Origin of the sequence: Bradyrhizobium iriomotense (assembly GCF_030160715.1) — a bacterium.
Lineage (GTDB): Bacteria > Pseudomonadota > Alphaproteobacteria > Rhizobiales > Xanthobacteraceae > Bradyrhizobium > Bradyrhizobium iriomotense.
In genome coordinates this window covers 52477-68428 of record NZ_BSOW01000031.1, presented here as the reverse complement: position 1 = coordinate 68428, position 15952 = coordinate 52477, and the positions used below count along the sequence as shown (strand labels likewise).

The 15952-nt window shown below is 64.1% G+C and carries 13 protein-coding genes; 11 read left to right on the top strand and 2 right to left on the bottom strand.

Annotated elements, in window-relative coordinates:
• Window positions 1–165 precede the first annotated feature (165 nt).
• From thpR to QQL28_RS34370, 11 genes are all read left to right on the top strand, one after another.
• Complete coding sequence (thpR, locus tag QQL28_RS34420; protein WP_284272842.1) at window positions 166–702, top strand: RNA 2',3'-cyclic phosphodiesterase; 537 nt, start codon at window positions 166–168, stop codon at window positions 700–702.
• A gap of 141 nt (window positions 703–843) precedes the next feature.
• Complete coding sequence (zapE, locus tag QQL28_RS34415; RefSeq protein WP_284272840.1) at window positions 844–2031, top strand: cell division protein ZapE; 1188 nt, start codon at window positions 844–846, stop codon at window positions 2029–2031.
• A 280-nt stretch (window positions 2032–2311) separates the two neighbouring features.
• The gene (mdh, locus tag QQL28_RS34410; RefSeq protein ID WP_284272838.1) at window positions 2312–3280 is read left to right on the top strand and encodes a malate dehydrogenase; all 969 of its coding nucleotides are present in this window, start codon (window positions 2312–2314) and stop codon (window positions 3278–3280) included.
• Between the two features lie 198 nt (window positions 3281–3478).
• On the top strand, window positions 3479–4675 hold the full coding sequence (gene sucC, locus QQL28_RS34405) for an ADP-forming succinate--CoA ligase subunit beta (protein WP_254101860.1): 1197 nt from the start codon (window positions 3479–3481) through the stop codon (window positions 4673–4675).
• Window positions 4676–4678: 3 nt separating this feature from the next.
• Complete coding sequence (locus QQL28_RS34400) at window positions 4679–5158, top strand: DUF1579 family protein (RefSeq protein ID WP_284272833.1); 480 nt, start codon at window positions 4679–4681, stop codon at window positions 5156–5158.
• 33 nt (window positions 5159–5191) lie between these two features.
• A complete protein-coding gene (sucD, locus tag QQL28_RS34395) occupies window positions 5192–6073 on the top strand; it encodes a succinate--CoA ligase subunit alpha (RefSeq protein ID WP_284272831.1) in 882 nt (293 codons plus the stop codon).
• Between the two features lie 257 nt (window positions 6074–6330).
• Window positions 6331–9288 carry a 2-oxoglutarate dehydrogenase E1 component gene (locus QQL28_RS34390; protein WP_284272829.1) on the top strand — a complete coding sequence of 986 codons (2958 nt, stop codon included), beginning with the start codon at window positions 6331–6333 and terminating at the stop codon, window positions 9286–9288.
• Window positions 9289–9446: 158 nt separating this feature from the next.
• Window positions 9447–10685 (top strand): 2-oxoglutarate dehydrogenase complex dihydrolipoyllysine-residue succinyltransferase, encoded by a 1239-nt coding sequence (gene odhB / locus QQL28_RS34385; RefSeq protein ID WP_284272828.1) that lies wholly within the window; start codon window positions 9447–9449, stop codon window positions 10683–10685.
• Window positions 10686–10740: 55 nt separating this feature from the next.
• Window positions 10741–11502 (top strand): SDR family oxidoreductase, encoded by a 762-nt coding sequence (locus tag QQL28_RS34380; protein ID WP_431309693.1) that lies wholly within the window; start codon window positions 10741–10743, stop codon window positions 11500–11502.
• A gap of 33 nt (window positions 11503–11535) precedes the next feature.
• Window positions 11536–12936 (top strand): dihydrolipoyl dehydrogenase, encoded by a 1401-nt coding sequence (gene lpdA, locus QQL28_RS34375; protein WP_284272824.1) that lies wholly within the window; start codon window positions 11536–11538, stop codon window positions 12934–12936.
• Window positions 12937–12969: 33 nt separating this feature from the next.
• Entirely contained in the window at window positions 12970–13500 is a 531-nt protein-coding gene (locus tag QQL28_RS34370; protein ID WP_284272823.1) for a hypothetical protein, read from the top strand.
• Between the two features lie 201 nt (window positions 13501–13701).
• Here QQL28_RS34370 and QQL28_RS34365 read toward each other — a convergent pair whose 3' ends face one another.
• The gene (locus tag QQL28_RS34365; protein WP_284272822.1) at window positions 13702–14295 is read right to left on the bottom strand and encodes a DUF4337 domain-containing protein; all 594 of its coding nucleotides are present in this window, start codon (window positions 14293–14295) and stop codon (window positions 13702–13704) included.
• A 112-nt stretch (window positions 14296–14407) separates the two neighbouring features.
• Window positions 14408–15949 carry a sulfatase-like hydrolase/transferase gene (locus tag QQL28_RS34360; RefSeq protein ID WP_284272820.1) on the bottom strand — a complete coding sequence of 514 codons (1542 nt, stop codon included), beginning with the start codon at window positions 15947–15949 and terminating at the stop codon, window positions 14408–14410.
• Window positions 15950–15952 lie beyond the last annotated feature (3 nt).

Genomic DNA, 15952 nt, shown 5'->3' with positions numbered 1-15952 from the left:
GGCATTACTAACCCTAATTCCCAGGGTTTTCCCGGGGTGGCCCGCGCCAAGCTTCGCAGAGTCACATAACTGCGATAGGAATCAGGTTACCGGTGATTCGTCGCCGGCTCTAATTTGGATATGGTCCTTTTTCATGGCCATGCCCAAGCATCGGGAGGTTCAACGATGCCGCGTTTGTTTACGGGTCTGGAAATTCCGGCCGAGGTCGGTCAGACGCTTTCAAACCTACGGGGCGGCCTTCCCGGCGCCCGCTGGATCGATCCCGAAAACTATCACGTCACTTTGCGCTTCATCGGCGATATCGACGGCGCGTCCGCCAACGAGATCGCCTCGCTGCTGTTTCGCGTCAACCGCAAGCCGTTCGAGGTGAAGTTGCAGGGGCTCACGAGCTTCGGCGGCCGCAAGCCGCGCGCCGTCGTCGCTGCCATCGAGCCGAGCCGGCCCTTGATCGAGTTGCAGGCCGAGCTCGAGCGGATGATGCAGCGCATCGGTCTAGATCCCGAGGGCCGCAAGTTCATCCCGCACGTCACGCTGGCACGGCTGCACGATGCCTCGAGCCAGGACGTCGCCGACTATCTCTCGGTGCGCGGCTATTTCCCCAGCAAGGTGTTTACGGCCGAACGCTTTGTGCTGTTCTCCTCGCGCGCATCCACCGGCGGCGGGCCCTATGTGGTCGAGGATAGTTACGATCTCTGCGCGTAGGCGGCTGACGGCGCCGAAGCCTTCGTTGACGCTGGCATTCCAGAATGCGGCGCCTTGACGGCGCCGTAACCCCGCCAGCGCATACCCCCTGGCACCAATTCTCGGCTTGCATTTTCGGCCGGTCTCTGGCGGTAAGGGGCCATGCTCTCCACCCCCAATTCATCGTTCCGCGCGGAATACCAGGCGCTGGTCTCGTCCGGCGCGATCGAGCCGGATGCGGCCCAGGCCGAGGTCGCGGAGGCCTATGCGGCGCTGGACCAGCGGCTTGCGAGCTACAAGCCGGCGCGCAAGCAGAGCCTGCTCGGCCGTCTGTTCGGCAACGGCGACAAGAACGATGCGCCGCGCGGGCTCTACGTCCATGGCGAGGTCGGGCGCGGCAAGACCATGCTGATGGACCTGTTCTTTCAGCACTCCTCCGTCGCGCACAAGCGCCGCGCGCATTTCCACGAATTCATGGCCGAGGTGCACGAGCGCATCTATGGCTATCGCCAGAACATCGCCCGCGGCGAGATCGCCGATGGCGACGTCATCGCGCTAACGGCGCATGCGATCTTCGAGGAGAGCTGGCTGCTCTGCTTCGACGAATTCCACGTCACCGACATCGCGGATGCGATGATCCTGGGGCGGTTGTTCGCAAAACTGTTCGAGCTCGGCACGGTGGTCGTGGCGACGTCGAACGTCGCGCCCGACGATCTCTACAAGGGCGGCCTCAACCGCGCGCTGTTCCTTCCCTTCATCGCACAGATCAATGACCACATGGACGTGCTGCGGCTCGATGCGCGCACCGACTTCCGGCTGGAGAAACTTCAGGGCGTGAAGATGTGGCTGGTGCCGGCCGATGCCGACGCCGGTGCCGCGCTCGACCGCGCCTGGGCGAAGATGACCGGCCAGGCCAAATGCAAGTCGCGCGATATTTCGATCAAGGGCCGCATCCTGCACGTGCCGTGCTCGGCGCATGGCGTTGCGCGGTTCTCGTTCGCCGATCTCTGCGAGAAGCCGCTCGGCGCATCCGACTATCTTCGGCTCGCGCACGACTATCACACCATCCTGGTCGACCATATTCCAGTGATGGACCTCGCCGAGCGCAACGCCGCCAAGCGCTTCATCACGCTGATCGACACGCTTTATGACAATGCCGTGAAGCTGATGGCCTCGGCCGAAGCCAATCCGGTATCGCTGTATCTGGCGAACGAAGGCAACGAGGCCAACGAGTTCAAGCGCACGTCCTCGCGCCTGATCGAGATGAGCTCGGAATCCTATCTGGCGCAGCCGCACGGCCGCAAGGATTCCACCGCCAGCGGCTCCACCAAGGGCCTGGTGGAGACTTAAGTCCTATTTGCCAGCGCTGTCATTCCGGGGCGTCGCGACGGGACCGTGCAAAGCGCGGCCCGGGAGCGACGAGCCCGGAAGCCATCGCGCCACCAACTCTGTCGCCCGATGGATTCCGGGCCTGCGCCTTCGGCGCATCCCGGAATGACGGTCCCTGTGTGCTGGCTGCTATCTCGGCAAGCCCGACAATTGGGCATTCGGCGACTTGAACGGGCGAGGCGAAAGGGATAACCACCCGTCTCAGTTTTCCCCTCCTTACGTGTCTAAAGGACAGGTTCACATGGCGCGCGACAAGATTGCTTTGATTGGCTCCGGTCAGATCGGCGGAACGTTGGCTCATCTCATCGGCCTGAAAGAACTCGGCGACGTGGTGATGTTCGACATCGCCGAGGGCGTGCCGCAGGGCAAGGCGCTCGACATCGCACAGTCCTCGCCGGTCGACGGTTTTGACGCGCATTACACCGGCGCGAATTCTTACGAGGCGCTCGACAACGCCAAGGTCTGCATCGTCACCGCCGGCGTGCCGCGCAAGCCCGGCATGAGCCGCGACGACCTCCTCTCCATCAACCTCAAGGTCATGGAGCAGGTCGGCGCCGGCATCAAGAAGTACGCCCCCGACGCCTTCGTCATCTGCATCACCAACCCGCTCGACGCGATGGTCTGGGCCCTCCAGAAGGCCTCGGGCCTGCCGCACAAGAAGGTCGTCGGCATGGCCGGCGTGCTGGATTCGGCGCGCTTCCGCTACTTCCTGGCCGACGAGTTCAATGTCTCGGTCGAGGACGTCACCGCCTTCGTGCTCGGCGGCCACGGCGACACCATGGTGCCGCTGGTGAAGTACTCCACCGTCGCCGGCATTCCGCTGCCCGACCTCGTCAAGATGGGCTGGACCTCGCAGGCGCGCCTCGACGAGATCGTCGACCGGACCCGCAATGGCGGCGCGGAGATCGTCAACCTGCTGAAGACCGGCTCGGCCTTCTATGCGCCGGCGGCCTCCGCGATCGCGATGGCCGAGAGCTATCTGAAGGACAAGAAGCGCGTGTTGCCCTGCGCCGCGTATCTCAACGGCGAATACAGCGTGAAGGATATGTATGTCGGCGTGCCCGTCGTCATCGGGTCCAAGGGCGTCGAGCGTGTCGTCGAGATCGAGCTCGCCGGCAAGGACCGCGAGGCCTTCGACAAGTCGGTCGGTGCAGTATCCGGCCTGGTCGATGCCTGCAAGAAGATCGCGCCCGACCTTCTGGGCCGCTGATCGGAAAGAAATCTCGCCGAGGATCGGACCCGATCCTCGGCGCTTTCATGTCCGGGACCCCATCAGACGGGTTTCCGGCTCCGGCAGTCCAGATTCCAAAAGATTCCGGGTTGCAGATGTCGTGGTATATGGTATGCCAGACGGCAAATTAGAGGTGAACCCCCGAGGTCACCACGCGCGGGTTCAGGGAGCGACCAGATGAATATCCATGAGTACCAGGCCAAGGCGCTTTTGAACGAGTTCGGCGTGCCGATCTCCAAGGGCGTTCCGGTGCTGAAGGCAGCGGACGCGGAAGCGGCGGCAAAGGCTCTCCCGGGCCCCGTCTGGGTGGTGAAGAGCCAGATCCATGCCGGCGGGCGCGGCAAGGGCAAGTTCAAGGAAGCCAGCGCCGGCGACAAGGGCGGCGTACGCATCGCCAAGTCGGCCACTGAAGTTGCCGAATTCGCCAAGCAGATGCTCGGCGCCACGCTCGTGACCGTTCAGACCGGCCCGGCCGGCAAGCAGGTCAACCGCCTCTACATCGAGGACGGCTCCGACATCGACAAGGAGTTCTATCTCTCGATCCTGGTCGATCGCGAGACCTCGCGCGTCTCCTTCGTGGTGTCGACCGAAGGCGGCGTCAACATCGAGGACGTCGCGCACAACACGCCCGAGAAGATCGTCACCTTCTCGGTCGATCCGGCGACCGGCATCATGGGCCATCACGGCCGCACCGTCGCCAAGGCGCTGAACCTGTCCGGCGATCTCGCCAAGCAGGCGGAAAAGCTCACCGCGCAGCTGTTCGCCGCCTTCGTCGCCAAGGACATGTCGATGCTGGAGATCAACCCGCTGGTCGTGACCAAGCAGGGCCAGCTCCGCGTGCTCGACGCCAAGGTCTCCTTCGATGACAACGCACTGTTCCGTCATCCCGAGGTGGTGGCGCTGCGCGACGAGACCGAAGAGGATGCCAAGGAGATCGAGGCCTCGAAATACGATCTCAACTACGTCACCCTCGACGGCAATATCGGCTGCATGGTCAACGGCGCCGGCCTTGCCATGGCGACCATGGACATCATCAAACTCTACGGCATGGCACCGGCCAACTTCCTCGACGTCGGTGGCAGCGCCAGCAAGGAGAAGGTCGCCGCCGCCTTCAAGATCATCACCGCCGATCCCAACGTGAAGGGCATCCTGGTCAACATCTTCGGTGGTATCATGAAGTGTGACGTGATCGCCGAGGGCGTCACCGCTGCGGTGCGTGAAGTCGGCCTCAGCGTCCCGCTGGTGGTCCGCCTCGAAGGCACCAATGTCGAGCTCGGCAAGAAGATCATCCGTGAATCAGGCCTGAACGTCGTGCCGGCCGACAATCTCGATGACGCCGCGCAGAAGATCGTGAAGGCCGTCAAGGGAGGCTAGGCCATGCCCAAGGACCATCTCGCCGCATCATCTCCGCTGCCGGAACACGCGCGTCTCGCCGCGTTCGCCGGTGAATGGAATGGCGAGGAGATGGTCTACCCGTCGCGCTGGAACGCCGGCGGGCCGGCGACCTCACGCATCGTGGCGCGCATGGATCTCAACGGCTTCTACCTGATCCAGGACGGTGTCCAGATGCGTGACGGCAAGCAGATCTTCGCCACCCACGGCCTCTTCACCTACGACCGCGACGACCGGACCTACAAGCTGTTCTGGTACGACTCGCTCGGCTACACGCCGCCTTCGCCCGCCTCCGGCGGCTGGGTCGGCAAGACCCTGACCCTGGTGCGCGGCTCGCTGCGCGGCAATGCGCGCCACGTCTACGAGATCATCGACGACAATTCCTATTCGTTGAAGATCCAGTTCTCGCCGGACGCGGAAGGCTGGGCCGACGTGCTCACCGGCGTCTATCGTCGCATCCACTGACCTCTCACTGTTAGTTTCGCGAAAGCAGACCTCATGTCCATCCTGATCGACAAGAACACCAAGGTCATCTGCCAGGGCTTTACCGGCAAGAACGGCACCTTCCACTCCGAAGCCGCGATGGCCTACGGCACCAAGATGGTCGGCGGCACCTCGCCGGGCAAAGGCGGCGCGACGCATCTGGGCCTGCCGGTGTTCGACACCGTTCGCGAGGCGCGTGAGAAGACCGGCGCGGATGCGTCCGTGATCTACGTTCCGCCGCCGGGCGCGGCGGATGCGATCTGCGAAGCCATCGATGCCGAGATCCCGCTGATCGTCTGCATCACCGAAGGCATCCCGGTCCTCGACATGGTCCGCGTGAAGCGCTCGCTTGCCGGCTCCAAGTCGCGCCTGATCGGGCCGAACTGCCCCGGCGTCATGACGGCCGGCGAATGCAAGATCGGCATCATGCCCGCCAACATCTTCAAGACCGGCAGTGTCGGTATCGTCTCCCGCTCCGGTACCCTGACCTATGAAGCCGTGTTCCAGACCTCCCAGGAAGGCCTCGGCCAGACCACCGCGGTCGGCATCGGCGGCGACCCGGTCAAGGGCACCGAGTTCATCGACGTCCTGGAAATGCTGCTGGCCGACCCCAAGACCGAGTCGATCATCATGATCGGCGAGATCGGCGGTTCCGCCGAGGAGGACGCCGCCCAGTTCCTCAAGGACGAGGCCAAGCGCGGTCGCAAGAAGCCCATGGTCGGGTTCATTGCCGGTGTTACCGCACCTCCTGGCCGCCGCATGGGCCATGCCGGCGCGATCATTTCCGGCGGCAAGGGCGACGCCGGTTCCAAGACCGAAGCGATGAAATCGGCCGGGATCATCGTCTCGCCATCCCCGGCGCGGCTCGGGCATACGCTGGCCGAACTGCTGAAGTAGCACCGGCGCGGACCGCGCGTGGTGTCAGTTGCATCAGGGAGCCCGGGCTTTGCCCGGGTTTCCTCCGTTTCGGCCCTCTTTTTCGGCCATCTATTGATCTAACGAGATTTTGAAAACGGATTCACTTCTTCGTTCTTTTCCGAGCGAAGTTTCCTACGAAATGGGGTAAACGGTGCCTCACACGCCGATCCGCTGCCGGAGGATCGGTGTCGGCGCCGTTTTCATTTGCGCGAACCGAAATCGCCAGGAACTCAAGTATGTCTCGCCAGGACGCGAACGCAGCCTTTGCCCTCTCATCGTTTTTGCAGGGCACCAACGCCACCTACATCGACGAAATCTACGCCCGCTACGAGAAAGACCCCTCCTCGGTTGACGCCGAGTGGCAGGAGTTCTTCCAGAGCCTGAAGGACCAGCCGGCCGACGTTCGCAAGAACGCGGAGGGACCGTCCTGGGCCCGGGACAATTGGCCGGTGACACCCCAGGACGACCTGACGTCGGCGCTCGACGGCAACTGGGCCCAGGTCGAGAAGGCGGTCGGCACCAAGATCGCCGCCAAGGCGCAGGCCAAGGGGGCTGATCTGTCCTCCGCGGACGTGCTCCAGGCCACCCGCGATTCGGTGCGCGCCTTGATGCTGATCCGCGCCTACCGCATGCGCGGGCATTTCCACGCCAAGCTCGATCCGCTCGGCATCGAGGCGCCGCGCAACCGCGAGGAGCTCGACCCGCGCACCTACGGCTTCAGCGAGGCCGACTTCGACCGCAAGATCTTCCTCGATCACGTGCTGGGCCTCGAATACGGCTCGCTCCGCGAGATCGTCGCGATCTGCGAGCGCACCTACTGCCAGACGCTCGGCGTCGAGTTCATGCATATCAGCAACGCGGCGCAGAAGGCCTGGATCCAGGAGCGCATCGAAGGGCCGGACAAGGAGATCTCGTTCACCCGTGAAGGTCGCCGCGCCATCCTGACGAAGCTGATCGAAACCGAAGGCTTCGAAAAGTTCTGCGACATCAAGTTCACCGGCACCAAGCGCTTCGGCCTCGACGGCGGCGAGTCGCTGATCCCCGCGCTGGAGCAGATCATCAAGCGCGGCGGCAATCTCGGCGTGAAGGAAATCGTGCTGGGCATGCCGCATCGCGGTCGCCTCAACGTGCTGACGCAGGTGATGGCCAAGTCGCACCGCGCCCTGTTCCACGAGTTCAAGGGTGGCTCGGCGAATCCGGAGGACGTCGAGGGCTCAGGCGACGTCAAGTATCATCTCGGCGCGTCCTCGGACCGCGAGTTCGACGGCAACCGCATCCATCTGTCGCTGACCGCCAACCCCTCGCATCTCGAGATCGTCGATCCCGTCGTGCTCGGCAAGGTGCGCGCCAAGCAGGACCAGCATGGCGATCCGCCGGACCAGCGCATCTCGGTGCTGCCGCTCTTGATGCATGGCGACGCGGCGTTTGCCGGCCAGGGCGTGGTTGCGGAGTGCTTCGGTCTGTCAGACCTGAAGGGCTACCGCACCGGCGGCTCGGTGCATTTCATCGTCAACAACCAGATCGGCTTCACCACCTATCCGCGTTATTCCCGTTCTTCGCCTTACCCGTCCGACGTGGCGAAGATGATCGATGCGCCGATCTTCCACGTCAACGGCGACGATCCGGAAGCCGTGGTGTTCGCAGCCAAGGTCGCGATCGAGTTCCGGCAGAAATTCCACAAGCCGGTCGTCATCGACATGTTCTGCTATCGCAGGTATGGCCATAACGAGGGCGACGAGCCGGCTTTCACCCAGCCGGTCATGTACAAGCAGATCGCCTCGCACCCATCGACGCTCTCGATCTATGCGAAGCGGCTGGTTGCCGAGGGTGTCATCACGGAAGGCGAGGTCGAGAAGGCCAAGGCTGATTGGCGTGCGCGGCTGGATGCCGAGTTCGAGGCCGGCACCAGCTACAAGCCGAACAAGGCCGACTGGCTCGACGGCAAGTGGGCCGGCTTCAAGATCGCCGACCAGGAGGAAGATGCGCGGCGCGGCGTCACCGGCGTCGACATCCCGGTGCTGAAGGAGATCGGCAGCAAGATCACCAAGGTGCCGGATGGTTTCCGCGTCCACCGCACCATCCAGCGCTTCCTGGAGAACCGTGCCAAGGCGATCGATAACGGCGTTGGCATCGACTGGGCGACCGGCGAGGCGCTGGCGTTCTGCTCGCTGCTGCAGGAAGGTCACCATGTGCGGCTGTCCGGCCAGGACTCCGAGCGCGGCACCTTCTCGCAGCGTCATTCGGTGCTGATCGACCAGGAAGACGAGAGCCGCTACACGCCGTTCAACCATCTCGGCGGCGAGCAGGGCCATTACGAGGTCATCAATTCGCTGCTCTCGGAAGAAGCGGTGCTCGGCTTCGAATACGGCTTCTCCCTGGCCGAGCCCAATGCGCTGGCGATGTGGGAAGCGCAGTTCGGTGATTTCGCCAACGGTGCGCAGGTGGTGTTCGACCAGTTCATCTCCTCGGGCGAACGCAAATGGCTGCGCATGTCGGGCCTCGTCTGCATGCTGCCGCATGGCTATGAGGGGCAGGGGCCGGAGCACTCCTCCGCACGCCTCGAGCGCTACCTCCAGCTCTGCGCCGAAGACAACATGCAGGTGGTCTACCCGACCACTCCGGCGAACTACTTCCACGTGCTGCGCCGTCAGCTCCATCGCGAGATCCGCAAGCCGCTGATCCTGATGACGCCGAAGTCGCTGCTGCGCCACAAGCGCGCAGTGTCGCGGCTCGACGAGCTCGCCAAGGACACGACGTTCCACCGCATCCTCTATGATGACGCCCAGATGCTGTCGAGCGAGGCGACCAAGCTGGTGCCGGACGACAAGATCCGCCGCATCGTGCTGTGCTCGGGCAAGGTCTATTACGACCTCTACGAGGAGCGCGAGAAGCGCGGCATCGACGACATCTACCTGATGCGCATCGAGCAGCTCTATCCGGTGCCGCTGAAGGCGCTGGTCGCCGAGCTCTCGCGCTTCAAGAAGGCCGAGGTGATCTGGTGCCAGGAGGAGCCGCGCAACATGGGTGCGTGGCACTTCATCGAGCCCTATCTCGAATGGGTGCTCAACCAGGTGAGCGGCGCAAGCCGGCGTCCGCGCTATGTCGGCCGCGCCGCGTCTGCCGCCACCGCCACCGGCTTGATGTCGAAGCATCTGGCACAGTTGAAAGCGTTCCTGGACGAAGCACTGAGCTGATACCACCCTAATTTGTCATGCCCCGCGAAGGCGGGGCATCCAGTACGCCGCGTCGTCCGTTTTGATCACGATCGTCACGGAGCACTGGATCGTCCGCCCCCAGTGCGCAATTGCGCACAAGGCGGACGATGACGGCAGAAGCGATTAAGGAAAAGACCATGACTGAAATTCGTGTGCCGACGCTCGGCGAATCCGTCACCGAGGCCACCATCGGCCGCTGGTTCAAGAAGGCCGGCGATCCCGTCGCCGTCGACGAGCCCCTGGTGGAGCTCGAGACCGACAAGGTCACGATCGAAGTGCCGGCGCCCTCCGCCGGCACGCTCAGCGAGATCATTGCCGCCGACGGCGTGACGGTTGCGGTTGGCGCGCTGCTCGGCCAGATCACGGACGGAGCCGGTGCTGCCAAGCCGGCCGCGGCTCCCGCCAAGCCCGCTGCTGCAGCGGCAGCTACCGCCGCTGCGCCCGCGCCTGCTGCGCCGAAGGCGCCGCCCGCCGATGCACCGCTCGCCCCGTCGGTGCGCAAGCTCTCCGCCGAGACCGGCATCGACGCCTCGACCGTTCCGGGCTCCGGCAAGGACGGCCGCGTCACCAAGGGCGACATGCTCGCCGCGATCGAACGTGCTGCGTCCGCGCCGACCCCGGTCAACCAGCCGGCCGCGGCCGTGCAGGTGCGTGCGCCGTCGCCGGCCGATGACGCCGCGCGCGAGGAACGCGTCAAGATGACCCGCCTGCGCCAGACCATCGCGCGGCGCCTGAAGGACGTGCAGAACACGGCTGCGATGCTGACGACCTTCAACGAGGTCGACATGACCAACGTCATGGCGCTGCGCGCGCACTACAAGGACGTGTTCGAGAAGAAGCACGGCTCCAAGCTCGGCTTCATGGGCTTCTTCACCAAGGCGGTCGTGCAGGCGCTGAAGGACATCCCGGCGGTCAACGCCGAGATCGACGGCACCGACCTGATCTACAAGAATTACTATCACATCGGCGTCGCGGTCGGCACCGACAAGGGGCTCGTCGTGCCCGTGGTCCGGGACTGCGATCAGAAGTCGATCGCCGACATCGAGAAGGGCATCGCCGATTTCGGCCGCCGCGCGCGCGACGGCCAGCTCAAGATCGACGAGATGCAGGGCGGCACCTTCACCATCACCAATGGCGGCATCTACGGCTCGCTGATGTCGACGCCGATCCTGAATGCGCCGCAGTCCGGCATCCTCGGCATGCACAAGATCCAGGAGCGGCCGATGGTCGTCGGCGGCAAGATCGAGGTCCGCCCGATGATGTATCTGGCGCTGTCCTACGATCACCGCGTGATCGACGGCAAGGAAGCCGTCACCTTCCTGGTCCGTGTCAAGGAGAGCCTGGAAGATCCGGCGCGGCTCGTTCTGGACCTCTGACACCCAAAGTCTTGAAAGCGCCGTCGCTCGCACGGGCGACGGCGTGTGCGCAAAGATGGAGGCGAACGTGACGGACAAGGTTGCGATCATCACCGGCGGCAGCCGTGGCATCGGGCGGGCGACCGCGATTGCGGCGGCCGCGCGCGGCTTCCGTGTCGTTGTGGGCTATGCCAGCAACAAGAAAGCGGCCGACGACGTCATCGCCCGGATCGAGGCCATGAACGGCAAGGCGATCGCGGTGAAGTGCGACGTCGCCGAGGAGAAGGATATCCTCGCGCTGTTCAAGGCTGCCGATCAGTTCGGCGCGCTCGGCGCTCTCGTCAACAATGGCGGTATCGTCGGCAAGAGCGGTGTGCGCGTCGACGAGATGACGGCCGAGCGCATCCAGCGCGTGATGGCGGTCAACGTCACCGGCTCCATCCTCTGCGCGCGCGAGGCGGTAAAGCGGATGTCGACCAAGCACGGCGGCAAGGGCGGCGTTATCGTCAACCTCTCGTCGGTCGCAGCCCGGCTCGGCGCACCCAACACCTATGTTGATTATGCCGCCTCCAAGGGCGCGGTCGATTCCTTTACTATCGGTCTCGGCTACGAGGTCGCCGGCGAAGGCATCCGCGTCGCCGCGATCCGTCCCGGCCTGATCGACACCGAGATCCACGCCGCCGGCGGCGAGCCCGACCGCGCCCATCGTCTGGCCCATATGGTGCCGATGAAGCGCGTCGGCACCGCGGAGGAAATCGCCAATGCCATCGTCTGGCTGATGTCGGACGATGCCTCCTACGTCACCTCAGCCATTCTCGATGTGTCCGGCGGACGCTGACACATCTCAACATCTCCTACAGGACTTCCTCTCATGGCTACCTACGATCTCGTCGTCATCGGCACCGGACCGGGCGGTTATGTCTGCGCGGTGCGCGCAAGCCAGCTCGGCATGAAAGTCGCCGTGGTGGAAAAGAACGCCACCCTCGGCGGCACTTGCCTCAATGTCGGCTGCATGCCCTCGAAAGCGCTGCTGCATGCCTCGGAGATGTTCGAGGAAGCCGAGCACTCCTTCGCCAAGATGGGCGTGAGCGTTTCCGCGCCGAAGCTTGAGCTTCCGGCGATGATGAACTTCAAGCAGCAGGGCATCGACGGCAACGTCAAAGGCGTCGAGTTCCTGATGAAGAAGAACAAGATCGACGTGCTCAAGGGCACCGGCAAGATCCTGGGCACCGGCAAGGTCGAGGTCTCCGCCGACGGCAAGTCGCAGGTGGTCGAGACGAAGAACATCGTGATCGCCACCGGCTCGGACATCGCGCGGCTGAAGGGCATCGAGATCGATGAGAAGCGCATCGTGTCGTCGACCGGCGCGCTGTCGCTGGAGAAGGTGCCGGGCAAGCTGCTGATCATCGGCGCGGGCGTGATCGGGCTCGAACTCGGCTCGGTCTGGCACCGCTTAGGGGCCGAAGTCATGGTCGTCGAATTCCTCGATCGCATCCTGCCCGGCATGGACGGCGAGGTCGCACGGCAATTCCAGCGTATTCTTGAAAAGCAGGGATTTGCATTCAAGCTTGGCTCCAAGGTCACGGGCGTCGAGGCAAACAGCAAGGCGCTGCTTGCGAAGGTCGAGCCGGCGGCCGGCGGTGCCGCCGAGACCATCGAGGCCGATGTCGTGCTGGTCTGCATCGGCCGCGTGCCCTACACCGACGGTCTCGGACTGAAGGAGGCCGGCGTTGCGCTGGACAATCGCGGCCGCGTCCAGATCGATGCCCACTTCGCGACCACCCTGAAGGGCGTCTATGCCATCGGCGATGTCGTCGCCGGCCCGATGCTTGCGCACAAGGCGGAAGACGAAGGCGTTGCGGTTGCGGAAATTCTCGCCGGCCAGGCCGGCCACGTGAATTACGACGTGATCCCAGGTGTGGTGTATACCACGCCGGAAGTGTCCTCCGTCGGCAAGACCGAGGAAGAACTCAAGCAGGCGGGCGTGGCCTACACCGCCGGGAAGTTTCCCTTTACCGCCAACGGTCGCTCCAAGGTCAACCAGACCACTGACGGCTTCGTGAAGATTCTCGCAGATGCGAAGACCGATCGCGTGCTTGGCGTGCACATCATCGGCCGCGAAGCCGGCGAAATGATCCACGAGGCGTGTGTGCTGATGGAGTTTGGGGGCAGCGCGGAAGATCTCGCCCGTACCTGCCACGCGCATCCGACCCGCTCCGAGGCCATCAAGGAAGCCGCGCTTGCAGTCGGCAAGCGGGCCATCCATATGTAGGCGACGCGCCGAGCCGAATCGGGCGGGAAACACATGCTGCGCCGCCTACTTCAACCGGTCTGGGTCCTGCTGGCGATCATCTTTTTGATCGAAGCTTGGCTGTGGGACCATCTCGAGCCGATCGTGGCGCGTGTCGTCGCCGCGATCCCGCTCGCGCGGTTCAAGGAATGGCTGACCGATCGCGTCGACGCGTTGTCGCCGGCAATGACGTTGATCGTCTTCGCCGTGCCTATCATCCCGCTGTTTCCGCTGAAGCTGATGGGGCTCTGGCTCCTCGCGAACCAGTACTGGTTCAGCGCGGCCTTCATGATTCTGTTCGCAAAGCTTCTGGGCGTTGGCGTTACCGCCTTCATCTTCGACGTGACGCGCGACAAGCTCCTGGAGATGGCGTGGTTCGAGCGGCTCTATGACTTTGTGCTGAGGATGCGCGCCAAGGCGACGGCTTTGGTCGAACCGACCAAGCAGCGCATCAAGAACATCCTCTCCGGGAATGGCGAGGGCTGGTCCTCCCGCACGCTCCGCCTGATCCAACGCTTCCGCAAGAGCGTGCACGAAGCGCGGTGATTGTCGCAAACCTAGTTGTCGAGCGTGAGCTCGTGCCAATTCTCAGGTGTCGTCCCGGCGAAGGCCGGGACCCATAATCCCAGGGAGAAGTTTGGCGAAGACTCGTCGTTCGGTATTCCCACCGTAAGCAATCGATAGATCACGCGGTATGGGTCCCGGCCTTCGCCGGGACGACGGTGGAGCAAGGTGCGCCGCCTCGCGCTACCCGTGCAGATGCAACAGATGCGGCCACCACATGCCGAGGGCGGTCATCACGATGCCGGCGAGCGTCAGGATGCCTCCGACATAGGCGAGCGCCAGCATGCCGGTGATGATGGTGGCCGAGGCTAGCACGATGCCGATCTGGAAGGCGGCCGAGGCCAGCTCGAAGTGATGGTATTTTGCGGTCGCCTCGTCGCGCTCGTGCTCGGCGTGCTTGGCCTTCTCGGCAAGCTGCTCGGTGCCCTCGCCGGTCTCCGGCTCGGAGCGATAGCGCGCCGCGGTCTTCTGCCAGTCCTCGATCTGCTTCTGGATGGTTGCCTTGTTGGCGTCGTCGCTGGCCGTGCCCAGCGTGAGCTTGCCCTGCTCGGCCGCGGTCTGCACCACGGTGCGGCGGATGCTCTTGGCCTGGAAGAACGCCCAGAGATTGGCGGCCTCGACGTTCTTGCTGATCGCTTCGGTCTGCGCGCCCTTGCCGAGCGTCTCCGAGATCGCAAGGAACAGCGCCAGCACCGCGATCAGAAGGGCGATCTTCTTGTTCTCGCCTGATGCGTGCTCGGCATGCTCCGCATGCTCCATGCTTTCGTGTGCGCTCATAATGTCCCTCCTGGATCCGCCGGTACGATTGACCGAACCGCAGCAGCTGCGCAAGAGGTAAAGCCGTACGAAGCAGCGCCGCGTGCCCGCGGCTGTCCACCATATCCACCGTTCATCTGACCCGTTCGGACGGATACTCGACGGCGCGGCCGAAATCCGCAGTGTCGTCATACGGCGTTACAAAAAATCGCGGAGAATGCCGTTCGAACGTGCTGTCGGCAAGGCAGGAGAACACCAGCGGGAATGTGTCGACGAGCGTGAGGTCGTCGGCTGCTGCCGCGCGACACTGCCTCGGCAAGCGCATGGCATCCAAAGCGCCGAACCTTTCATGCAGGTCGGCATCGGACCAGTCGGTCGGCGGTTTCCCGAACTGGCCACGGAAGGCGGTGCCGTGATCCGACTGGAGGATGATGAGCGCGCTCGCGTCGTCGCGCACGATCTTCTGTAGCAGCGTGAGCGCCTGCGAATTGGTGCAGCGGAGCTGGTCGATGAAGGCCGGACGCGCCGACGGAGTCCAGCGCTGGAGATCGGGATCGGCGGCGCGAAAGCCGCAAGTCGCCGTGAAGCGGATCGGCGGATGGGGCGCCAGCACATGCGCGTAGAGAAAGAACGGTGACGGCGTCGAACGGATGGCTTCGAGCTTCGAGGTCAAATCGCTGACGCCGCCCCATGCGAACGGAGCTTGCTGCTGGTACCTGAGAACGAGGTCGATGATCGGCGTGTTGGACAGGATGGCAATGTCGAGCTCGTCGAGCCCGAGATTGCCGCGGACACATTTCGGCACGTCGGGCGCGCATTCGGTCAGATAGTCGTAGCCATTCTCGAAATGCACATAGGTGTATCCGGCCGATGCGAGGCGGGACACGGTCCGGCTCTTGCCCCGCACCAGCGCCTCCATCTGCTCTATCGGAAACGGCTTGAGCGCATCGCCCTCACCCGTGACGGTGTAGTCGGAATTGAGCGTGCTGGAGATCGAGTTGACGGTGGCGGGGAAATTCGAGCGGCTCTTGCCGAGGACGACGAAGTCGACCGTGGCCAGCGACCGGATGAAGTCGCTGTTGTCGAACGCGAACTCGTCCTTGAGGACATCCAGCCGCGGATAGCCGTCCAGCACGATCCAGTAGATATTCGGCGAGATCCTGAACCTGGCCGCCGGCTCGCTGCCGGTAGCGGTGAGCGCCTGCGCGTGGTGCTCCCGCGTCAGGATCGTCGCGATGCGGGCCAGTGACGGTGCTGAAAACGCAAGCGACACGACAAGGCAGATCGTGACGACCGCCGGCTTGCGCAGCAGGCTCAGCGCGAGGACGCCGGTGCCGATCGCCGCGGCGATCCAGGCCGCGGGTGCCCATTCGCCGAGATGGGACTGCAGCTCGCGATGGATCAGGTCGACGTCGTAGGCGAAGAACACGAAGACCATCAGCCCGGTCGCAAGCAGGATCCGCCACAGCGCAATCCTGCGCAGCAGCAGCGCCAGGCTCGTCGCGACAATCGCTGCGACGGCGAGCGTGGCGGCAGCGTAGCGCAGCACCCGTGACGGGCTCGTCAGCTCGGCCATGTTGGCGGCGTAGAAGTCGAGCAGCGGAACGGTCGACAGGACGATGGCGGCCGCCAGCGCGCGCAGCAGATGGGACCTGTCGTCGGTGCGGAGACGCATGCC

What these genes read in the sequence shown, in the direction of transcription:
- QQL28_RS34365 (WP_284272822.1), bottom strand. Translation starts at nt 14,295, where the DNA reads ATGAGCGCACACGAAAGCATGGAGCATGCGGAGCATGCCGAGCACGCA.
- sucC (WP_254101860.1), top strand. Translation starts at nt 3,479, where the DNA reads ATGAATATCCATGAGTACCAGGCCAAGGCGCTTTTGAACGAGTTCGGC.
- QQL28_RS34360 (WP_284272820.1), bottom strand. Translation starts at nt 15,949, where the DNA reads ATGCGTCTCCGCACCGACGACAGGTCCCATCTGCTGCGCGCGCTGGCG.
- QQL28_RS34370 (WP_284272823.1), top strand. Translation starts at nt 12,970, where the DNA reads ATGCTGCGCCGCCTACTTCAACCGGTCTGGGTCCTGCTGGCGATCATC.
- QQL28_RS34400 (WP_284272833.1), top strand. Translation starts at nt 4,679, where the DNA reads ATGCCCAAGGACCATCTCGCCGCATCATCTCCGCTGCCGGAACACGCG.
- sucD (WP_284272831.1), top strand. Translation starts at nt 5,192, where the DNA reads ATGTCCATCCTGATCGACAAGAACACCAAGGTCATCTGCCAGGGCTTT.
- QQL28_RS34380 (WP_431309693.1), top strand. Translation starts at nt 10,741, where the DNA reads ATGGAGGCGAACGTGACGGACAAGGTTGCGATCATCACCGGCGGCAGC.
- QQL28_RS34390 (WP_284272829.1), top strand. Translation starts at nt 6,331, where the DNA reads ATGTCTCGCCAGGACGCGAACGCAGCCTTTGCCCTCTCATCGTTTTTG.
- odhB (WP_284272828.1), top strand. Translation starts at nt 9,447, where the DNA reads ATGACTGAAATTCGTGTGCCGACGCTCGGCGAATCCGTCACCGAGGCC.
- thpR (WP_284272842.1), top strand. Translation starts at nt 166, where the DNA reads ATGCCGCGTTTGTTTACGGGTCTGGAAATTCCGGCCGAGGTCGGTCAG.
- zapE (WP_284272840.1), top strand. Translation starts at nt 844, where the DNA reads ATGCTCTCCACCCCCAATTCATCGTTCCGCGCGGAATACCAGGCGCTG.
- lpdA (WP_284272824.1), top strand. Translation starts at nt 11,536, where the DNA reads ATGGCTACCTACGATCTCGTCGTCATCGGCACCGGACCGGGCGGTTAT.
- mdh (WP_284272838.1), top strand. Translation starts at nt 2,312, where the DNA reads ATGGCGCGCGACAAGATTGCTTTGATTGGCTCCGGTCAGATCGGCGGA.